We start from the raw sequence: 17,857 nt of genomic DNA, 5'->3' as shown, positions 1-17,857 counted from the left end.
ACCGCAATCTCAAGTCTGCGGTAACAGAGCAACTTTCTGCCATCCCCGGATGTGAAGCTAGACCCGATTCGCCACAGAATGCGGGCAAGATGAGGCGGCGAATCCGCTCTGTGACACCAATGGCCCGTCCAGCATGCCAGGATTGGGATATGTCAGACGGTCACGGTCCCACGCCCGAGACGCCATCCGGCTGGTCGGCCGAACAGCCCCCGCCCTACAGCGCCCCGCCGGCCTCTCCGTGGACCGCGCCCGGCGCGCAGCAGCAGGTGCCCTACGGGCAGCCGCCGCCACCCTACGGGCAGCCGCCACAGCAGCCGCCCTACGGACCCGGGCCCCAAACACCATATCCGTCCCATCCGCAACCAGGTTACGGCTACATGCCGCCCCCAGCGGCGCTGCGACCGGGCATCATCCCGCTGCGCCCGCTGGGACTGGGCGACATCCTCGACGGCACGATCAAGCTGATCCGGTCCAACCCTAAGGCGGTGCTCGGCCTGTCCGCCGTCGCCGCCCTGCTCGCCGCCGTGCCTCTGGCCGTGGGCCAGGCGCTCATGCTCAACTCCCTGGGCGGGGTGCTGGCCGACCCTTCGAACGCCGACCCCGACGAGCTCACCGGCGTGTACGGCTTCGCCACGCAGTGGGGCCCCACGGTCGTCTCCTACATGGTCCAGTTCGTCGTGGTCACCCTGCTGACCGGCGTGCTGACCCGCATTCTCGGCCGCGCGGTCTTCGGCGGCGGCATCACCGCGGGCGAGGCGTGGCAACTCGTCAAGGGCAGGATCCCCGCGCTCTTCGGCGTCGTGGGGCTGATGGCCGTCATCATGCTGGTGCCCTTGATCGTCTTCGTGCTGCTCGTCGTGGCCATCGCCACGAACACCTCCGCCGACTCCTGGGGCTGGCTGCTGGGGCTCACGGTCGTGCTCGGCATCGCGTACGTCGCCTACGCCCTGTTCTTCAGGACCCGCTTCGCCTTCGCCTCGCCGGCCGTGGTGCTGGAGGGCAGGGGCCCGCTGGAGGCCATGCGCCGCTCGTGGCACCTGGTGGCCGGCGACTTCTGGCGGGTCTTCGGCATCCTGCTGCTCACCTCTCTGCTGGTCGGCGTCGTGGCCGGCATCCTGTCGGTGCCGTTCACGGTGGCGGGCACGCTGTTCGGCATGTTCGGCGCGGGCTCCGTGGCCACGGCCATCGTCTCGGCCGTGCTCATCGCGATCGGCGGCACGCTCAGCGCGATGTTCACCTATCCGTTCGAGGCCGGGGTCGCCGGCCTGCTCTACGCCGACCGGCGCATGCGCAGCGAGGCGTTCGACCTCGTGCTCCAGACGGCGGCCATCGAGCAGCAGCGCCAGGGCTGGGTGCACGCCTCGGCCGACGAGCTCTGGCACCCGTCCAACTCCGCCAGGTCGTGAGCGTGCTCGCATTCGTCGGCTCGGGCTCTCCGATCGACAGGGACGAGGCCGCGCGCCGGGCCGCTGAGGAGCTCATCAAGCCCGAATACGACAAGGAGTCGCTGGCCGACCAGCTCTACCGGCGGTTCATGCAGTTCCTCGGCGACCTGGTGGACGCGGCCACCGGCGGTGGCACCGCCGGCGGGATCATCGCGGCCGTGGTGATCGTGCTGATCATTCTGGCGGTGATCGTGCTGATCTCGTGGCAGCTCCGCAAGACCGCGCGGAAGAGGGCGCCGGGCGTGGGCGACCTGTTCGGCGAGCGCGCGATGACCGCGGACGAGCACCGGCAGGCGGCCGAACGGCTGGCCGCCGACGGGCGCTGGAGCGAGGCCATCCAGGAGCGCCTCCGGGCCATCGCCCGCGACCTGGAGGCACGCGCGCTGGTCGACGGCATGCCCGGGCGCACGGCCGACGAGCTGGCGGCGGAGGCGGCGGTGGCGCTGCCCGGCTTCGCCACCGAGCTGGCGGCCGCGGCCCGCTCTTTCGACGACGTCACGTACGGCGGCGTGCCCGGGACCCGGGAGGCCTACGAGGCGATGAGCGCCCTCGACACCCAACTCCGCCAGGCCCGCCCGATCCCGCTCGCCGTCCCGGTAGGCGCCGGAGTCGGCACCGGCATCCCGCCGAGCAGCCCCGCCGGAGGCCCGGTCGGAGGTCCGGCCGGAGGCCCGGTCGGAGGTCCGGCCGGAGGCCCGGTCGGAGGTCCGGCCGGAGGCCCGGCCGGAACGGTTGGCGCGCCGGTCGGGGGCCCTCCTGGCGAGCCGCCGGCAGGACCGCCGGGAGGAGCGTCGGCGGGCGGGGCGCAGGGAGATCGCACCGACGAGCCCGAGGGAGGGACGTCGTGAGCGATGTGGTCGCGCGTCCTGTCACCGCGCCCAGCGGGTCGTATGCCACCTCCCCCACCGCCCGCTCCACCTGGCGGGCCAGCCGCATGATCGTGCTGCTCGGCGCGATCGTCGTGCTCATAGCGGTCATAGGGGTCCTGCTCAGCGGGGAACGGGGACCGTCCCGCCCGCTGGACCCGGCCGACACCTCGCTGGCCGGTTCCAAGGCGCTGGCCGAGCTGCTGCGTGCCCGCGGCGTCACCGTCGACAGGGTCGACTCCGTGGAGGCCGCGGCCGACAAGGCGGCGACCGGCAACCGGCTGCTGCTGATCACCGACATGACGTACTTCGACGAGTACAGCCTGGCCAGGATCCAGGGCGACCGTCTGATCGTCGGCGACCAGATCGGCCTCAGCGTCCTCGCCCCCGGCCTGCACAGCCGCCCGGGAATCGTACGCACCCGCTCCCGCGAGCCCGAGTGCCGGCTGCCGGCGGCCACGCTGGCGGGCAGCGCGTACATCGGCCAGACGGCGTTCTACCCCCCACCCGGCGCCACGGGGTGCTACCCGGCCCCCGACGGGGGGTACACCCTGGTCAGCTACCCCAACGCGGGCGGCGTCACGACGGTCGTCGGCGACGGCGCGTTCATGACCAACCAGCGCCTGGCCGAGGACGGCAACGCCGCGCTCGCGCTCAACCTGATCGGCACCGGCAGGCCCGTGACCTGGCTGGTGCAGCCGGACCAGCCGCCGGTCGGCGACCTGCCGGGCGAGCGGGGCAAGTCGATGTACGAGCTGATGCCGGACAACATCCGCTGGACCGTCTACATGGCGATCATCGCGGTGGCGATCCTGGCGTTCTGGCGGGGCCGCCGCCTGGGGCCCGTGGTGACGGAGAAGCTGCCCGTCATCGTACGGGCGGCCGAGACGGTCGAGGGCCGTGGCCGGCTCTACCGGGCCAGGCGCGCCAGGCAGCGGGCGGCGGACTCGCTGCGCGCGGGCGCGATCGACCGGCTGACGCCCAGGCTGGGGCTGGGCTCGGGGGCGGGCCCACACGAGGTCGTCGCGGCGCTCGCCGCCCGTACCGGGCAGGACCCGCACCAGGTCGGCGCGGCACTGTACGGGCCGCCGCCCACCGACGACACCGGCCTCGTCGCCCTGGCCGGATACGTGGACTTCATCGAAAGGCAGGTCAGTGAACTCTGAGGAGACTTTCCGCGTGACAAGCGTGCCGATGGCGGACTCGGCCAGGGATGCGCTCGCCGCGCTGCGTGCCGAGGTGTCCAAGGCCGTGGTGGGGCAGGACGCGGTGGTGACGGGGCTGGTCATCGCGCTGTTGTGCAGGGGCCACGTGCTACTCGAAGGCGTGCCCGGCGTGGCCAAGACGTTGATGGTGCGTACGCTGGCGGCGGCCCTGGCCTTGGACTTCAAGCGGGTGCAGTTCACGCCCGACCTGATGCCGGGTGACGTGACCGGGTCGTTGATCTATGACGCGAAGACCGCGGAGTTCGAGTTTCGCGAGGGTCCCGTGTTCACGAACCTGCTGCTCGCCGACGAGATCAACCGTACGCCGCCGAAGACGCAGGCGGCGCTGCTGGAGTCGATGGAGGAGCGGCAGGTCAGCGTGGAGGGCACGGCCAGGCCGCTGCCGGACCCGTTCGTGGTGTGCGCGACCCAGAACCCGGTCGAGTACGAAGGCACCTACCAGCTCCCCGAGGCCCAACTGGACCGGTTCCTGCTCAAGCTGACCGTGCCGCTGCCGCCGCGCGATCAGGAGATCGCGGTGCTGGAGCGGCACGCCCGCGGCTTCGACCCGCGCGACCTTTCTGAGATCAAGGCCGTGGCCACCGCCGACGACCTGGCGGCGGGACGGGAGGCGGCGGCGAAGGTGCACGTGGCGCCCGAGGTGCTCGGCTACATCGTGGACGTGGCCCGCGCCACCAGGAACTCTCCGTCGCTGCAGCTCGGCGTCTCCCCGCGTGGCGCGACGGCGCTGCTGGCGGCCTCACGGGCGTGGGCGTGGCTGTCCGGGCGGCATTACGTCACGCCCGACGACGTGAAGGCGCTGGCCAGGCCCGCGCTGCGGCACCGCATCCAGCTCAGGCCCGAGGCCGAGCTGGAGGGGGCGACCGCGGACGGCCTGCTCGACGGCATCCTGGCCTCGGTCCCGGTCCCGCGCTGATGGCTCTGACGGGACGCACCGCACAGGCGGTGGTGCGCTGATGGCTCTGACGGGACGCGCCGGGCTGGTCGCGGCGCTCGGGATCGTGGTGGTGCTGTTCGCGCCGCAGCCCGGCGCCGCGCTGGCCGGGGTCTGCCTGCTGCTGGCCGCCGCGATCGTCGTGGACCTGGTGTTCGCGGGCCCGGTGCGGCCGCTGCGGTTCCACCGCTCCGGCGACACCCTCGTCCGCCTGGGCCAGCCGGCCACAGTCGAGCTGATCGTGGAGAACCCGGGCACCAGGCGCGTGCGCGGCGTGCTCAGGGACGCCTGGCCGCCCTCCGCGGGCGCCACTCCCCGCGTCGCCAAGCTGGACGTGCCCAAGGGCGAGCGCCGCCGGATCGTCGTGACGCTCTACCCGGCCAGGCGCGGCGACCGTACGTCCGTGGCCGTCACCGTACGCTCGCTCGGCCCGCTCGGCCTGGCCGCCCGCCAGGGCAGCCACCAGGCGCCGTGGACGGTACGCGTGCTGCCGCCGTTCCTGTCGCGCAAGCACCTGCCCTCCAGGCTGGCCCGGCTCCGCGAGCTCGACGGCCAGCACCCGGCGCTGGTGCGCGGGCAGGGCACCGAGTTCGACTCGCTGCGCGAATACGTGGTGGGCGACGACGTGCGTTCCATCGACTGGCGGGCCACCGCGCGCCGCCACGACGTGGTGGTACGCACCTGGCGCCCGGAACGCGACCGCCGCGTCCTGATCGTGCTCGACACCGGCCGCACCTCGGCCGGCCGCGTGGGCGCCGCGCCGATCCCCCTGGCCGGGGCCCCGGCGAGCGGCGGCGGGCTGCTGGTCAGGCCGGATCCGCGGCCCGCGCCCGGCTGGCCGCGGCTCGACTGGTCGATGGACGCGGCGCTGTTGCTGGCCGCGCTCGCCGCCCGGGCCGGCGACCAGGTGGACTTCCTGGCCTACGACCGGGCGGTACGTGCCTGGGTGAGCGGGGCGTCGCGGACCGAGCTGCTGTCGTCGCTGGTCAACGTGATGGCGCCGATCGAGGCGGAGCTGATCGAGGCCGACTCACAGGGCATGGTGGCGGCCATCCTGTCGCGGGCCAAACGCCGCTGCCTGGTCGTGCTGCTGACCGACCTGAACTCGGCGTCCCTGGACGAGGGGCTCATGCCGGTGCTGCCGCAGCTGTCATCGCGCCATCTGGTGCTGGTGGCCGGGGTCTCCGATCCGCGGGTCGCGGCGATGGCGGCGCGCCGTGAGTCGGCCGAGGAAGTCTACGACGCGGCGGCGGCCGAGCACGCCCAGCTCGAACGGCGGCGCATCACCGCCCGGCTGCGGCGGCACGGGGTGGAGGTCGTGGACGCGCCGCCCGAGGACATCGCGCCCGCGCTCGCGGACGCGTATCTGGCGTTGAAGGCCGCGGGGCGGCTGTAGGAGCGGGCGGCGGGAAGTCGTCAGGCGGTCGGGGCGACGTCGGGGGCGCGTTCGATGTCGCCGGTCTCGTGCCGGCTCAGGGCGCGGCGGCCGAAGACGATCACGTACGTCAGGAAGACCACCTCGGCGAGCACCCCGATGCCGACCCGCGCCCAGGTCGGCAGCCCCGACGGGGTCACGAACGCCTCGATCAGCCCCGACACGAACAGCACCACGACGAGCCCCAGCGCCACGCTCATCACCGCCCGGCCCTGCTCGGCCAGCACCTCGACCCGCCTGCGCGGCCCGGGGTCGATGACCGTCCAGCCCAGGCGCATGCCCACGGCCGCGGCCAGGAACACGGCGGTCAGCTCCAGCAGCCCGTGCGGCATGATCAGCCCGAAGAAGATGTCCAGCTTGTCGCGAGAGGCCATCAGGCCGCCGGAAACGGCGACGTTCTCGGCGTTCGCGTAGAGCGCGTAGGGAATCGGAAGGCCCAGCAGCACCGAGTAAATGATCATCAGTGCGGAGACCCACGCGTTGTTGATCCACACGCGGCTGGCGAACGACGCCGCCGGGTTCTCCGAGTAGTAGTCGGCGAAGTCGTGCTCGACGAGCTGCGTGATCTCGTCAGGCGAGGCGATCGACGCCTGCACCTCGGGGTTGGCCGCCACCCACGCGCCCATCACCCACGCGACCACCACGAACGCCACCCCGCTGGCCAGCCACCACCACCGCGCCCGGTAGGCCACCACGGGGAACGACACCGTGAAGAATCGCACCAGCTCCCGCCAGGCGGGCGTGTGCGCGCCGGTCACTGCGGACCTGGCCCTCGCAACCAGCGCGGACAGCCGCCCGGTCAGCATGGCGTCGCCGGACGAGGAGCGGACGATGGACAGGTGCGTCGCCACCCGCTGGTAGAGGTCGACCAGCTCGTCCACCTCGGCGCCGGTCAGCGACGAGCGGTTCTTGACCAGGTGGTCGAGCCGGTCCCAGACCGGGCGGTGTGCCGTGACGAACGCATCGATGTCCACCCGAACATTCTGGCCGCTCGATCACGTGTACACAGCCGTTAGGCTCCACATATGTCAGAGGTTGTGACCGGCGACGCCGTCGTCGTCGAGGTGCGGGTGGCGCAGATGCCCTCCCGCGCCCTGGCCATCGTCATCGACATGGCCGTGCAGCTGACCGTGCTCGTCGGCGCGTACGCCCTTTTGGGAGCATTCGCCGTCATCTCGGACCCGGCCATGCTGGGAGCCGTCATGATCGTGCTGCTCGTGCTGGTGATGGTCGGCTATCCCGTGCTGTTCGAGTCCCTCAGCAGGGGACGCAGCCTCGGCAAGCTGGCGCTCGGGCTCCGTGTGGTCAGCGACGACGGCAGCCCTGAGCGTTTCAGGCAGGCGTTGTTCCGCGGGCTGGCGGGGGTGGTGGAGTTCTGGCTGCTCTCCGGCGCGCCCGCGCTGATCTCCTCGCTGGTCTCGCAGCGGGGCAAGCGGCTCGGTGACGTGTTCGCGGGCACCATCGTGATCTCCGACCGGGCGCCGCGCGGCAGGGGGCACCTCATCATGATGCCGCCACCGCTGGCGACCTGGGCGGCCACGCTGGAGCTCTCCCAGCTCCCCGACGAGGTGGCGCAGGCCGCGCGGCAATACCTGCTGCGCTGGCACGACCTGTCGCCGCAGGTCCAGCACGAGATGGGGATACGCATCGCGACCCAGACCGCGGCGTTCGTCTCGCCTGCCGCGCCGCCCGGGGTGCCGCCGCACGCGTATTTGAGCGCCGTCCTGGCCGAGCGCCGCCGTCGCGAGGAAGCCCGCCTCGCCCAGCGCGCCAACGGCCGGCCACAGCCGAGGCCATACCAGGCGGGGCCGTACCAGGGGGCATATCCGGCGCCGCCCCAGCCGCCCGGACCGCACATGCCGCCCGCGCAGCCGGGACCATACGCCCCGCCCCGGCCCCCCGCGCCGGAGCCGCCGCAAGCGACTCCGGGCGGGTTCGCGCCACCGCAGTGAACCTTCAGCACCAACGGCGGGGATGGATCGTCAGTGCCCCCAGGATCTGTACGACTCCTGGGTCTGCACGTTCAACCGGCCAGTACGGACGTCATTGGCGCTGTTCGTGAGCGGATCGGTGATCTTGACGATGTCGAGGCCCTCGTGGAAGTCGGCCCCGTAGATGTAGCCGTTGTAGTAGTAGGCCGACCAGATGCCGCCTCCGCCGCCGGCCGCCCGCGGCCCGCGCTCGAAGTAGCCGATCTCCCGCGGGTTGGCGGCGTCGGTGAAGTCCCACACCGACAGCCCGCCCATGTACCACGCCTGGACCATGATGTCGCGGCCCTTGACGGGGATCAGCGAGCCGTTGTGCGCGACGCAGTTCTCGCTGTCGGCCTGGTGGCGCGGGATCTTGAAGTAGCTCTTGAGCGTGAACTGCCCGTTCGAGATGTCGTAGATGGCATCCGCGCCCCGGTTCGGCCCTGTCGCCTCGTTGCACGTGGCCGCACCGCCGCCGCCGAGCTCGTCGGTGAAGACGACCTTCTTGGCGTCGTTGCTGAAGGTGGCCGAGTGCCAGAAGGCGAAGTTCGGGTCGGTGGTCCTGGCGGTGACCTTCGGGTTCAGCCGGTCTGAGATGTCGAACAGCACGCCGTCGCCCATGCACGCGCCCGCCGCGATGTCCTTCTCGGCGTAGGCGGTGATGTCGTGGCAGCCGCTGGTGGGCACCAGCAGGCCCGGCTGGGTCTCGTTGCCGCCGTCGGGGAAGACGACCGGGGTGGCCGCGACCGCGGCCTCGGCCGGGTTCCGCAGCGGTACCTTGATGATCGAGATCTTGTCGTGCGGCGGCAGGCAGTCGGGGAAGTTCGCGGCCGGCAGGTACGACGAGACGTAAAGGTAGACGTTCTTGTACCGGTCGCGCCCCTTGCCCGGCACCAGGGTCAGGGTGTGGGAGCCGCAGTTGGTCTCGACGGCCTTGATGTACTTCGGGTTGGCCTTGTCGGAGACGTCGAAGATGCGTACGCCCTCCCACGACTCCTTGATCGTCGCAGACTGCCCCTGGCTCTGGCACGAGTCGTTGTTGCGCGAGGAGTCGACGGCTGCGAACAGCAGGTTGCCGTACACGCTGACGTCCATCTGGGAGCCAGGGCAGACGACGGAGCTGACGACCGTGGCCTTCTTGGGGTTCCTGATGTCGTAGATCGAGAAGCCGCCGTAGTTGCCGACGTAGGCGTAGCCGTCCTGGAAGGCGATGTCGGTGTTGATCGTGCCGGCGATCGGGGCGGGCTTGGGGATGTTGCCGACGTGGGTCACGTTGGGACTGGTGACGACGGTGTCGGGCGGCGGAATGTCGGCGGCCAGCGCGGGCGTTCCCGCCAGCGCTAACGCGAAGGCCGCCGCGGCTGCGATGAGAGTACGGCGCGGATTGGACACTCGGGAGCCTCCTTGATCAAGCATGTCCCGATGAAGCATGCGGCGAGGACCCGGTCCGGGTCCTCGCCGCCTGATGGAAATCAGTGGCCGGGGTAGGACGCCTGCGTCTGCGCGTTGAGCGAGCGCATCCTGACGCCGTTGGCCTTGTTCGTCCGCCAGTCGTTGATCTTCAGCACGTCCAGGCCCAGGTTGAAGTCGGAGCCGTAGATGTAGCCGTTGTAGTAGTACGCCGACCAGAAGCCGCCGCTGAGCGCCGGTGCGGTGTTGTCCGGGCCGCGCTCGAAGAAGGCGATCTCCTGCGGGTGCGCCGAGTCGGTGAAGTCGACCACCGAGATCCCGCCCTGGTACCACGCCTGCACCATGATGTCGCGGCCCTTGACCGGGATCAGCGAGCCGTTGTGAGCCACGCAGTTCTCCGTGTCGGCCTGGTGGCGTGCGATCTTGAAGTAGCTCCTGAAGACGAGCTGCCCGTCCACGATGTCGTAGTACGCGTTGGCGCCCTTGTCCGGCCCGATGGCCTCGTTGCAGGTGGCCCTGGTGCCGCCGCCGAGCTCGTCGGTGAAGATGACCTTCGTGCCCGCGTTGTTGAACGTGGCCGAGTGCCAGAAGGCGAAGTTCACCTCGTCGCGCACGGTCGCGGTGACCTTGGGCTGCTCGGGGTTGCGGATGTCGAGCAGGATGCCGTCACCCATGCAGGCGCCCGCGGCGATGCCCTTCTCCGGGTAGGCGGTGATGTCGTGGCAGCCGGTCGTCGCCGACTTGCCGTTCGGGAAAGGCTGCTGCACGCCGCCGTAGCCGCCGTCGGGGAACAGGTTCGGCGTCGCGATCACGGTCGCCGCCGCCGGGTCCCGCAGCGGCACCTTGATGATCGAGATCAGGTCGTGCGGCGGCTTGCAGTCCGGGAACGTGTCACTCGGGTTGTAGGAGGAGACGTAGATGTAGACGTTCTGGCGCCACCGGTCGGGCACCACCGTGTGCGTGTGCGAGCCGCAGTTCGTCTCAACGGACTTGATGTACTTCGGGTTGGCCTTGTCCGAGACGTCGAAGATCCGGACGCCCTCCCACGATTCCTTGATCGTGGCGCTCTGCGGGGTGCTGTTGCAAGAGTCGTTGTTGCGTGAGGAGTCGACGGACCCGAACAGCAGGTTGCCGTAGACGGACACGTCCATCTGGCCGCCCGGGCAGACCAGGGAGCTGACCAGCGAGGTCTGCTTCGGGTTCTTGATGTCGTAGATGGAGAAGCCCTGGTAGTTACCGACATAGGCGTAGTCGCCCTGGAACGCCATGTCCGTGTGGATGTCGGTAAGGACCTCTGGCTTGGGCACGTTGGTGACATGTTTGATGTTGGGGCTCATGACGATCTCGCCAGGGGCGGGTATGTCCGCGGCCTGGACGGGCAGGGTGGTGCCCGCCAGCGCCACGACCGCCGCCAGCAGGATGAGGGCTCTGCGGGGGGTGAACACGGGGCAACCTCCTATAAAGGGGGCATAACCTACGTAATCCTCGCCCCCTTCGGCTTCCGCAGGCCAGCGTCCAACCTGTCAAATTTTGTTGCGATTCGCCCCCTTTCCCTGAGCAGGTTTTTCCCTTAAAGTGCGCATTCTCCAACAAGTCAGTCAGGGAGGCTGGGTGCGCGCCGCGCTCATCGTCGTAGCAGGCCCAGTCCTCGGCGCTGTCCTCGCTCTCTCCGGCTGCACCTCAAGCACGCCACCCCAGCCCCCGCGGGCCGACTCGACCGCGCCCGTGATCGTCCCCGGACGTCCCGGCGAGCAGGCCAAGACCCTCTCGCCCGGCGAGGCGGCCAGCGCCGTCCCCTCACCCACCGCGAACGCCGCCGACGTCAAGTACGTCCAGGACATGATCATCCATCACCGCCAGGCCCTGGACATGGCACTGCTGGCCCCCAACAGAGCGGACTCGGCCAAGCTCAAGAGCCTGGCGGAGCGCATCCAGGCGGCCCAGGGGCCGGAGATCCAGTTCATGACGACCTGGCTACGCGGCCTGGACCAGAAAGTGCCCGACCACCACGCCGCGCACGCCGGCATGCCGGGGATGGCCACGCCCGAGCAGGTGGAGGCGCTCAAGGCGGCCAAGGGCAAGGACTTCGACCGGCAGTTCCTGCAGCTCATGATCAACCACCACCTGGGCGCGATCACGATGTCCGAGCAGGTGCTGACCAACGGCTCCCACATCAGGATCGAGGAACTGGCCGCCGACGTCAGCGTCACCCAGTCAGCCGAGATCCGCCGCATGCAGGAGATGCAGGCGGCTCTCTAAGATCCCACCCGCCAGGAGTGCAGATAGTCCTCCTGCTCGGCGGTGAGCGTGTCGATGGCGATGCCGGTGGCGTTCAGCTTGAGCCTGGCCACCTCATGGTCGATCGCCTCGGGCACGTCGTAGACGCCGGGCGCCAGGTTCGCCCGCTCACCGGCCAGCCAGGCCACGGCGAGGGCCTGCGCGGAAAACGACATGTCCATGACCGCCGCCGGATGCCCTTCCGCGGCGGTGAGGTTGACCAGGCGCCCTTCGGCGAGCAGCAGCAGCCGTCGGCCGTCGGGCATGACATATTCATCGGTATTGGGCCGCACACCCCGATGCACCTCGTGGGCCAATTCGTCCAGCGCCCGCACGTCGATCTCCACGTCGAAGTGCCCCGCGTTGGCGAGGATCGCCCCGTCCTTCATGACAGACAGGTGCTCGGCCCTGATGACGTCCCGGTTTCCGGTCACGGTGATGAACAGATCGCCGGTCAGCGCCGCCTGAGCCATCGGCCGCACCTCGTAACCCTGCAGGGTCGCGTCGAGCGCCTTGACCGCATCGATCTCCGTCACGATCACCCGCGCCCCGAACCCCTTGGCCCGCTCCGCCACCCCACGCCCGCAGAACCCGAACCCGGCGACCACGACAGTCCGCCCGGCCAGCATGGTGTTGGTGGCCCGCATGATCCCGTCAAGCGTGGACTGCCCGGTCCCATACCGGTTGTCGAACATCCGCTTGGTCCGCGTGTCGTTGACGGCCACGACGGGAAACCGCAGAGCCTCCTCGGCCGCCATCTGCCGCAGCCGGATGATCCCGGTGGTGGTCTCCTCACACCCCCCGCTCACCCGCTCAAGCAGATCAGTCCGCTCGGTGTGCAGGATATTGACGAGATCGCATCCGTCATCGAGAACGAGATCCGGCCCGAAGTCGAGCGCCTGATGAATATGCCGGTAGTAGGTGGCCCGATCCACCCCGGCCCGCGCATGCACGGCGATCCCATAACCCCGCAACGCCTCAGCGACGTCATCCTGCGTGGAAAGGGGATTGGACGCGGCCAGCGCGATCTCGGCCCCACCCGCCTTCAACGCCCCCATCAACACAGCGGTCTCGGCGGTGACATGCAGGCAGGCCGCGATCCTCAACCCCTCCAGCGGCCGTTCGAGCGCGAACCGCTCACCGATCGCGGTCAACACCGGCATCGAACGAGCAGCCCAGGAAATCTGCCGCTCACCGCTTTCACTGACGTCCATGGGTTGCCTCTAACCGAAGAACATGGCCAACAATACGCTCGTAACGGCGAGCCCCCGTGAGTCTTCACGACCGGCCATGACAGACGGTAGCTGGTGCGGCGCGTGCGGTGACCTTGGGCGACCGTAAAGGAAGCTCATGAGATCGCCTTCACGACCGGCCATGACAGACGGCAGCCGCGTGCGGCGCGTGCGGTGACCTTGGGCGACCGTAAAGGAAGCTCATGAGATCGCCTTCACGACCGGCCATGACGGGAGGCAACGTCGGTGAGTGCGAGTGACTTGGCCTGCCGTAAAACATGCATCTGAGTGTTGGGCGCTCCGAAGAGCAATGGAGCACCCAACGGAAGATGGAAATCAGTACCGGTAGTGGTCGGACTTGTAGGGGCCCTCGACGTGGACGCCGATGTAGGAGGCCTGCTCCTTCGTCAGCTCGGTCAGCTTGACGCCGAGAGCGTCCAGGTGCAGGCGGGCGACCTTCTCGTCCAGGTGCTTGGGCAGCGTGTAGACCCCGATCGGGTATTCGGAGGTCTTGGTGAACAGCTCGATCTGTGCGATCACCTGGTTGGTGAACGAGTTGGACATGACGAAGCTCGGGTGCCCGGTCGCGCAGCCGAGGTTCATCAGCCGGCCCTCGGCGAGCACGATGATCGAGTGCCCGTCAGCGAAGACCCACTCGTCGACCTGCGGCTTGATGTTGTTCCTGACGACGCCCTCGGTACGGGCGAGCCCTGCCATGTCGATCTCGTTGTCGAAGTGGCCGATGTTCGACACGATCGCCTGGTGCTTCATCTTCGCCATGTGCGCGGCGGTGATGATGTTGAAGTTGCCGGTGGCGGTGACGAAGATGTCGGCGATGCCGACGACCTCGTCCAGCGTCGTGACCTGGAAGCCGTCCATGGCCGCCTGGAGCGCGCAGATCGGGTCGATCTCGGTGACGATGACGCGGGCGCCCTGGCCGCGCAGCGCGTCGGCGCAGCCCTTGCCGACGTCGCCGTAGCCGCAGATCACGGCCACCTTGCCGCCGATCAGCACGTCGGTCGCCCGGTTGAGGCCGTCGATGACCGAGTGGCGGCAGCCGTACTTGTTGTCGAACTTCGACTTGGTGACCGAGTCGTTGACGTTGATGGCCGGGAAGAGGAGCTGGCCGTTCTTGTGCATCTCGTAGAGACGGTGCACGCCGGTCGTGGTCTCCTCGGTGACGCCCTTGATGCTCTCGGCGATCCTGGTCCACTTCTTGTCCGCGCCGACCGTGCGGGTGAGCAGGTCGATGATGACGTGCCACTCTTCAGGGTCGTCGGCGGTGGCGGCCGGCACGGCGCCGGCCTTCTCGTATTCGGCGCCCTTGTGCACCAGCAGCGTGGCGTCGCCGCCGTCGTCGAGGATCATGTTGGGGGCGTCGCCGTTCGGCCAGTTGAGGGCCTGCTCGGTGCACCACCAGTATTCCTCCAGCGTCTCGCCCTTCCAGGCGAACACCGGCACGCCCTGCGGGTCGTCAACGGTGCCGTTGGGGCCGACGACCACCGCGGCGGCGGCGTGGTCCTGCGTGGAGAAGATGTTGCAGCTGACCCAGCGGACTTCGGCGCCCAGCGCCACCAGCGTCTCGATGAGAACGGCCGTCTGGATCGTCATGTGCAGGGAGCCCATGATCTTGGCGCCGCGAAGGGGCTGGGAGGCCGCATATTCCTTGCGAACCGCCATGAGGCCGGGCATCTCGTGCTCGGCGAGCCGGATCTCCTTGCGGCCGAAGTCGGCAAGTGAAAGGTCTGCGACCTTGAAGTCCATCGGGTTTCCCCTCGCGCTGACGGATGGTTGTCGCCGACGAGTCTAAGGGCCGCTCGACCGGGAACGCATCCGCACAACGCGGAAACTGACGTAAGAATGTAAGGATGCGGATAACGGAAGCGGCCAAGCGGCTCGGCATGTCCCCAAGGATGCTTCGCTACCGGGAAGCGCTCGGGTTGCTGCCGCCGGTGCGGGAGCAGGGCGCGCACCGCCGGTTCGGCCCTGAGGAGCTGGCCGCCGTGGCTCAGGGGGTGGAGCTGGAGAAGCAGTTCGACGTGTCGCCGGCCGAGCTGGCGTTCGCGTTGCGGGTGCTGAGCGAGCCCGCGGTGGCGGCGGCCGTACGCGATCTGGGGGTGCGCATCGGGCGCATCCAGGTGCCCCGCAGAGCCCTGGACTTCGAGAAGGAGAAGGCCCTGCGACTTCTCCGTGGCCGCTAGGGCCCCTGCGCGGCGCCGGCGGTGAGCTGCTGGGCCAGCCATGGCAGCGCCTGGGGAAGCTCCCGGTTCCAGGTGTTGAAGTTGTGGCCGCCGCTGGGCAGGATCAGCGACGACGCCTGCATCGGCGGCTTCGCCGCGGCCAGGAACCGCATGGTCGCCGGATATTCGCTCTCGCCCTTCTTGCTGCTGGTGACGAGCACGTTCACGGGCGGCGCCGGAAGGTGCGCCAGCCGCCACATGAGATCGTTGCGCTGCTCGAGCGACTTGTCGCCCTGGAACAGGTCGCCGGTGGTGCCATCGATGATCGTCTTGAAATAGCCCGAGAGCGAGACCGCCGCCGAGAACGCGTCCGGATGACTCATGACGATCTTGAGTGCGCAGTAGCCGCCGGTCGAGCCGCCCAGGATGCCCCACGAGTCCCGCCCGCCGGCCACCCGGTAGTGAGCGATCATGTCCTGCTTCACGTCGCGGGCGAAGTACGTCTGCACCTGCGGCCCGTGCGGCACGTCCACGCACTCGGTGTCGCGCGGCAGCACCACGCTGGGCCGCATCATGACCAGGATCGTGGGCTTGACCTGGCGCAGCGCGATCGCGTGCGCCATCCGCCCGGGTAGATCGAGCCGGGTCATGAGGTTGCGCGGATCGCCGGGGTACCCGGTCAGCGCGAGGATGGCGGGAAAGCGCTCGGTCTTGTTCTTCAGGTACGCCGACGGCAGGAACACGTACGCCTCCTCGCTCAGGTGCGTCGACGGCCCCGGCATGATCACCTGTTCGATCCGCCCGCCCGGCACCGCCCGGCTGCTCAGCACCTGAAGCCCCGACGTCGCGACGGTGATCGGCACCGTCGCCGTGTCGGTGCCCAGCAGGTCGCTCCACGAGCCGTAGAAGCCGAAATACGCATTGACGGCCAGGCCGAGCGCGGCCAGCGTGAGCACCTGGCAGAACGCCAGCACGCCCACCCTGCCGAACACGGCACGCACGCTCCTGGCGCTCAGCCGCGGCCACAGCCACACGGCCGCCACCAGAGCGGCGACCGCGGACCCCGCCGTGACCAGCATCAACGCGACCGAGGTAAGTTCCATGAGGCATGAATACCTGCTGGACCGTAAGCCGGAAGTTAACGAAGAGATTAACTCGTACGGAATTCAATCTGAGACGTGAAGCGATCCTGGGTCCTCGCCGCCGCGGGGTACGCATCTTTGATGATCGGCCTGCTGGACATCGGCAAGGCCGTGTTCCCCCATTTCGGGCAGAGCCGGATGGGCGAGTGGTCCGAGCTCCTGCCCGGCATGGTCACGACCGTCGCCAAGGCGTCCTCGCTGGTCATCGGCATCATGCTGGTGATGATCGCGCACGCGCTGCGCAGGGGGAAGGTGCGGGCGTGGCGCGCGGTCATGGTGCTGCTGCCGGTGAGTGCGGTCATGAGCTTCACCCACCTGCGCCCGGGCGCCGCCCTGATCAGCCTGGCCCTGCTGGCAGCCCTCGTGGCGGGCCGGCGCGAGTTCTCCGCACTGCCCGACCCGCGCTCGCGGTGGCGCGCGCTGGGCAACCTCCTCGTGCTCGGCGCCATCGACGTCGGCCTGGGGTACCTGATCGTCAGCGTCCGGCCGCGGGCCATCATCGGACACCCGGGCATCCTGGACCGCCTCGAACACGTGCTGCTCGGCCTCGCCGGGATCGAGGGACCGGTCACGTTCGCCAACGAGCGCGTCTCCGACCTGGTCTACTTCTCGCTGCTCGCACTCGGCACACTCACCGTCGTCACCACGCTCTACCTGGCGCTGCGGCCGGCGCGGCCGGTCGCCGAGCTCACCGAGGACCACGAGCGACGCCTGCGCGGCCTGCTCGCCACGCACGGCGAACGCGACTCGCTCGGCTATTTCGCGCTGCGGCGTGACAAGAGCGTGCTCTTCTCCCCCTCGGGGAAGGCCGCCATCGCCTACCGCGTCGTGTCCGGGGTGATGCTGGCCAGCGGCGACCCCATCGGCGACCGCGAGGCGTGGCCCGCGGCGATCAAGGAGTTCATGGCCGAGGCCAGGCGGCACGCCTGGGTGCCCGCCGTCATCGGCTGCGGCGAGACGGCCGGCGAGGTGTGGACCCGCGAGGCCCGGATGTCCGCGCTGGAGCTCGGCGACGAGGCCGTGATCGAAGTGGCCGACTTCACCCTGGAGGGCCGCGCGATGCGCAACGTCCGCCAGATGGTCAACAGGACCGAGCGGGCCGGCTACAGCTGCCGGGTGCGCCGCGCCGCCGACCTGACCGACCAGGAGAGGGTACGCATCCAGGAGGCGGCCGACGCCTGGCGCGGCACCCAGACGGAACGCGGCTACTCCATGGCGCTCGGCCGCTTCGGCGACCCGGCCGACGCCGACTGCCTGGTGACCACCGCGCACAAGGACGGCGAGCTCAAGGCCGTGCTGCATTTCGTGCCGTGGGGGTCGCGCGGCATCTCGCTCGACCTGATGCGCCGCGACCGCACCGCCGAGCCGGGGCTCAACGAGCTGCTGATCGTCAAGACCCTCCAGGCGGCGCCCACCCTGGGCATCACGCAGGTCTCGCTGAACTTCGCCATGTTCCGCGCGGTTCTGGCCCGCGGCGAGCGGCTCGGCGCCGGTCCGGTGTTGCGGGCCTGGCGGGCGCTGCTGATCTTCCTGTCGCACTGGTTCCAGATAGAGTCGCTCTATCGGTTCAACGCGAAGTTCCGGCCGATCTGGGAGCCCCGTTTCGTGGTCTATCCGAACGCCCGCGACCTGCCCCGCATCGGCGTGGCCGCGTTGCAGGCCGAGGCGTTCATCACCCTGGGCCGCTCCCGCAACCGCCTGCGCCTTCCACACCTCCGGCCGGCCCGGCTCGCCTCATGA

General features: G+C 69.7%; 15 protein-coding genes. 9 read left to right on the top strand and 6 right to left on the bottom strand.

The window, feature by feature from the left end; genetic code table 11:
• The first annotated feature begins 149 nt into the window (after positions 1-149).
• The 5 genes from ACTMTI_RS02045 to ACTMTI_RS02025 are packed head-to-tail and all read left to right on the top strand — an operon-like array spanning position 150 to position 5,867.
• Positions 150-1,406: a glycerophosphoryl diester phosphodiesterase membrane domain-containing protein gene (locus ACTMTI_RS02045; RefSeq protein WP_441117840.1), complete on the top strand. Its 1,257-nt coding sequence runs from the start codon at positions 150-152 to the stop codon at positions 1,404-1,406.
• Between the two features lie 2 nt (positions 1,407-1,408).
• Entirely contained in the window at positions 1,409-2,293 is an 885-nt protein-coding gene (locus tag ACTMTI_RS02040) for a DUF4129 domain-containing protein (RefSeq protein WP_441117839.1), read from the top strand.
• Positions 2,290-3,477 (top strand): DUF4350 domain-containing protein, encoded by a 1,188-nt coding sequence (locus ACTMTI_RS02035; RefSeq protein ID WP_441117838.1) that lies wholly within the window; start codon positions 2,290-2,292, stop codon positions 3,475-3,477. Before ACTMTI_RS02040 ends, ACTMTI_RS02035 begins: the two co-directional genes overlap by 4 nt.
• 28 nt (positions 3,478-3,505) lie before the next feature.
• A complete protein-coding gene (locus ACTMTI_RS02030; protein ID WP_441118141.1) occupies positions 3,506-4,453 on the top strand; it encodes an AAA family ATPase in 948 nt (315 codons plus the stop codon).
• A gap of 40 nt (positions 4,454-4,493) precedes the next feature.
• Positions 4,494-5,867 (top strand): DUF58 domain-containing protein, encoded by a 1,374-nt coding sequence (locus tag ACTMTI_RS02025; RefSeq protein WP_441117837.1) that lies wholly within the window; start codon positions 4,494-4,496, stop codon positions 5,865-5,867.
• A gap of 20 nt (positions 5,868-5,887) precedes the next feature.
• Here ACTMTI_RS02025 and ACTMTI_RS02020 read toward each other — a convergent pair whose 3' ends face one another.
• On the bottom strand, positions 5,888-6,880 hold the full coding sequence (locus ACTMTI_RS02020) for a stage II sporulation protein M (protein ID WP_441117836.1): 993 nt from the start codon (positions 6,878-6,880) through the stop codon (positions 5,888-5,890).
• Positions 6,881-6,931: 51 nt separating this feature from the next.
• On the opposite strand from ACTMTI_RS02020, the gene ACTMTI_RS02015 reads away from it, so the two are divergent.
• Positions 6,932-7,858, top strand: a complete 927-nt coding sequence (locus ACTMTI_RS02015; RefSeq protein ID WP_441117835.1) for an RDD family protein — start codon at positions 6,932-6,934, stop codon at positions 7,856-7,858.
• Positions 7,859-7,888: 30 nt separating this feature from the next.
• Here ACTMTI_RS02015 and ACTMTI_RS02010 read toward each other — a convergent pair whose 3' ends face one another.
• Entirely contained in the window at positions 7,889-9,268 is a 1,380-nt protein-coding gene (locus tag ACTMTI_RS02010; protein WP_441117834.1) for an LVIVD repeat-containing protein, read from the bottom strand.
• Between the two features lie 80 nt (positions 9,269-9,348).
• The gene (locus ACTMTI_RS02005) at positions 9,349-10,731 is read right to left on the bottom strand and encodes an LVIVD repeat-containing protein (RefSeq protein ID WP_441117833.1); all 1,383 of its coding nucleotides are present in this window, start codon (positions 10,729-10,731) and stop codon (positions 9,349-9,351) included.
• A 166-nt stretch (positions 10,732-10,897) separates the two neighbouring features.
• On the opposite strand from ACTMTI_RS02005, the gene ACTMTI_RS02000 reads away from it, so the two are divergent.
• A complete protein-coding gene (locus ACTMTI_RS02000; RefSeq protein WP_441117832.1) occupies positions 10,898-11,545 on the top strand; it encodes a DUF305 domain-containing protein in 648 nt (215 codons plus the stop codon).
• On the opposite strand, the gene ACTMTI_RS01995 is transcribed toward ACTMTI_RS02000, so the two are convergent.
• The gene (locus ACTMTI_RS01995; protein WP_441117831.1) at positions 11,542-12,777 is read right to left on the bottom strand and encodes an adenosylhomocysteinase; all 1,236 of its coding nucleotides are present in this window, start codon (positions 12,775-12,777) and stop codon (positions 11,542-11,544) included. The genes ACTMTI_RS02000 and ACTMTI_RS01995 overlap by 4 nt on opposite strands.
• Before the next feature lie 354 nt (positions 12,778-13,131).
• Positions 13,132-14,559, bottom strand: coding sequence for an adenosylhomocysteinase (gene ahcY, locus ACTMTI_RS01990; protein ID WP_441117830.1), 1,428 nt, complete (start codon positions 14,557-14,559; stop codon positions 13,132-13,134).
• Between the two features lie 104 nt (positions 14,560-14,663).
• On the opposite strand from ahcY, the gene ACTMTI_RS01985 reads away from it, so the two are divergent.
• A complete protein-coding gene (locus ACTMTI_RS01985) occupies positions 14,664-14,996 on the top strand; it encodes a MerR family transcriptional regulator (RefSeq protein ID WP_441117829.1) in 333 nt (110 codons plus the stop codon).
• Here ACTMTI_RS01985 and ACTMTI_RS01980 read toward each other — a convergent pair.
• Positions 14,993-16,078: an alpha/beta hydrolase gene (locus ACTMTI_RS01980; protein WP_441117828.1), complete on the bottom strand. Its 1,086-nt coding sequence runs from the start codon at positions 16,076-16,078 to the stop codon at positions 14,993-14,995. The genes ACTMTI_RS01985 and ACTMTI_RS01980 overlap by 4 nt on opposite strands.
• Before the next feature lie 75 nt (positions 16,079-16,153).
• Between ACTMTI_RS01980 and ACTMTI_RS01975 the strand changes: the two genes are divergently transcribed.
• Complete coding sequence (locus ACTMTI_RS01975; RefSeq protein WP_441117827.1) at positions 16,154-17,857, top strand: phosphatidylglycerol lysyltransferase domain-containing protein; 1,704 nt, start codon at positions 16,154-16,156, stop codon at positions 17,855-17,857.

Origin of the sequence: Nonomuraea sp. H19, from assembly GCF_052068215.1 — a bacterium.
Taxonomy (GTDB): Bacteria; Actinomycetota; Actinomycetes; order Streptosporangiales; family Streptosporangiaceae; genus Nonomuraea.
The sequence above is the reverse complement of the archived record's forward strand: the minus strand, read 5'-3'. Positions and strand labels throughout refer to the sequence as shown.

Coding starts and splice junctions, on each gene's coding strand:
- ACTMTI_RS02045 (WP_441117840.1), top strand. CDS start 150: ATGTCAGACGGTCACGGTCCCACGCCCGAGACGCCATCCGGCTGGTCG.
- ACTMTI_RS02030 (WP_441118141.1), top strand. CDS start 3,506: ATGGCGGACTCGGCCAGGGATGCGCTCGCCGCGCTGCGTGCCGAGGTG.
- ahcY (WP_441117830.1), bottom strand. CDS start 14,559: ATGGACTTCAAGGTCGCAGACCTTTCACTTGCCGACTTCGGCCGCAAG.
- ACTMTI_RS01995 (WP_441117831.1), bottom strand. CDS start 12,777: ATGGACGTCAGTGAAAGCGGTGAGCGGCAGATTTCCTGGGCTGCTCGT.
- ACTMTI_RS01985 (WP_441117829.1), top strand. CDS start 14,664: ATGCGGATAACGGAAGCGGCCAAGCGGCTCGGCATGTCCCCAAGGATG.
- ACTMTI_RS02025 (WP_441117837.1), top strand. CDS start 4,494: ATGGCTCTGACGGGACGCGCCGGGCTGGTCGCGGCGCTCGGGATCGTG.
- ACTMTI_RS01980 (WP_441117828.1), bottom strand. CDS start 16,078: ATGGAACTTACCTCGGTCGCGTTGATGCTGGTCACGGCGGGGTCCGCG.
- ACTMTI_RS02015 (WP_441117835.1), top strand. CDS start 6,932: ATGTCAGAGGTTGTGACCGGCGACGCCGTCGTCGTCGAGGTGCGGGTG.